This window comes from Massilia sp. UYP34, assembly GCF_056279385.1.
This window is the reverse complement of record NZ_JBWBRF010000054.1, coordinates 1-1374: the sequence shown is the minus strand read 5'-3', so window position 1 is coordinate 1374 and position 1374 is coordinate 1. Positions and strand designations below refer to the sequence as shown.

Sequence of the window (1374 nt, the reverse complement as noted above, 5' to 3'; positions counted from 1 at the left end):
GACTACCAAGGTTATAGGGACAAGCCGTACGGGCAATTAGTACTGGTTAGCTTAATGCATTACTGCACTTCCACACCCAGCCTATCAACGTCCTGGTCTCGAACGACCCTTCAAGGAGCTCAAGGCTCCGGGAAATCTCATCTCAAGGCAAGTTTCCCGCTTAGATGCTTTCAGCGGTTATCTCTTCCGAACTTAGCTACCCGGCAATGCCACTGGCGTGACAACCGGTACACCAGAGGTTCGTCCACTCCGGTCCTCTCGTACTAGGAGCAGCCCCCTTCAAATTTCCAACGCCCACGGCAGATAGGGACCAAACTGTCTCACGACGTTTTAAACCCAGCTCACGTACCACTTTAAATGGCGAACAGCCATACCCTTGGGACCGGCTACAGCCCCAGGATGTGATGAGCCGACATCGAGGTGCCAAACTCCCCCGTCGATATGAACTCTTGGGAGGAATCAGCCTGTTATCCCCAGAGTACCTTTTATCCGTTGAGCGATGGCCCTTCCATACAGAACCACCGGATCACTATGTCCTACTTTCGTACCTGCTCGACTTGTCGGTCTCGCAGTTAAGCACGCTTATGCCATTGCACTATTAGCACGATGTCCGACCGTACCTAGCGTACCTTCGAACTCCTCCGTTACACTTTAGGAGGAGACCGCCCCAGTCAAACTGCCTACCATGCACTGTCCCCGATCCGGATAACGGACCAAGGTTAGAACCTCAAACAAACCAGGGTGGTATTTCAAGGATGGCTCCACGAACACTGGCGTGTCCGCTTCAAAGCCTCCCACCTATCCTACACAGATTGGTTCAAAGTCCAATGCAAAGCTACAGTAAAGGTTCATGGGGTCTTTCCGTCTAGCCGCGGGTAGATTGCATCATCACAAACATTTCAACTTCGCTGAGTCTCGGGAGGAGACAGTGTGGCCATCGTTACGCCATTCGTGCAGGTCGGAACTTACCCGACAAGGAATTTCGCTACCTTAGGACCGTTATAGTTACGGCCGCCGTTTACTGGGACTTCAATCAAGAGCTTGCACCCCATCATTTAATCTTCCAGCACCGGGCAGGCGTCACACCCTATACGTCCACTTTCGTGTTTGCAGAGTGCTGTGTTTTTATTAAACAGTCGCAGCCACCATTTTATTGCAACCCGTTCATCCTTCCACAGTAAAGTGGTCAAACTACTAGGGCGTACCTTATCCCGAAGTTACGGTACCAATTTGCCGAGTTCCTTCTCCCGAGTTCTCTCAAGCGCCTTAGAATACTCATCTCGCCCACCTGTGTCGGTTTGCGGTACGGTCTCGTATGACTGAAGCTTAGAGGCTTTTCTTGGAACCACTTCCGATTGCTTCGTCGCACATGGC

At 51.6% G+C, this 1374-nt stretch carries 1 rRNA gene; it reads right to left on the bottom strand.

The annotated features are described in order from the left end of the window. Nucleotides 1–15: 15 nt before the first annotated feature. Nucleotides 16–1374 (bottom strand): 23S ribosomal RNA (locus tag ACZ9AQ_RS24150); the annotation flags it as partial.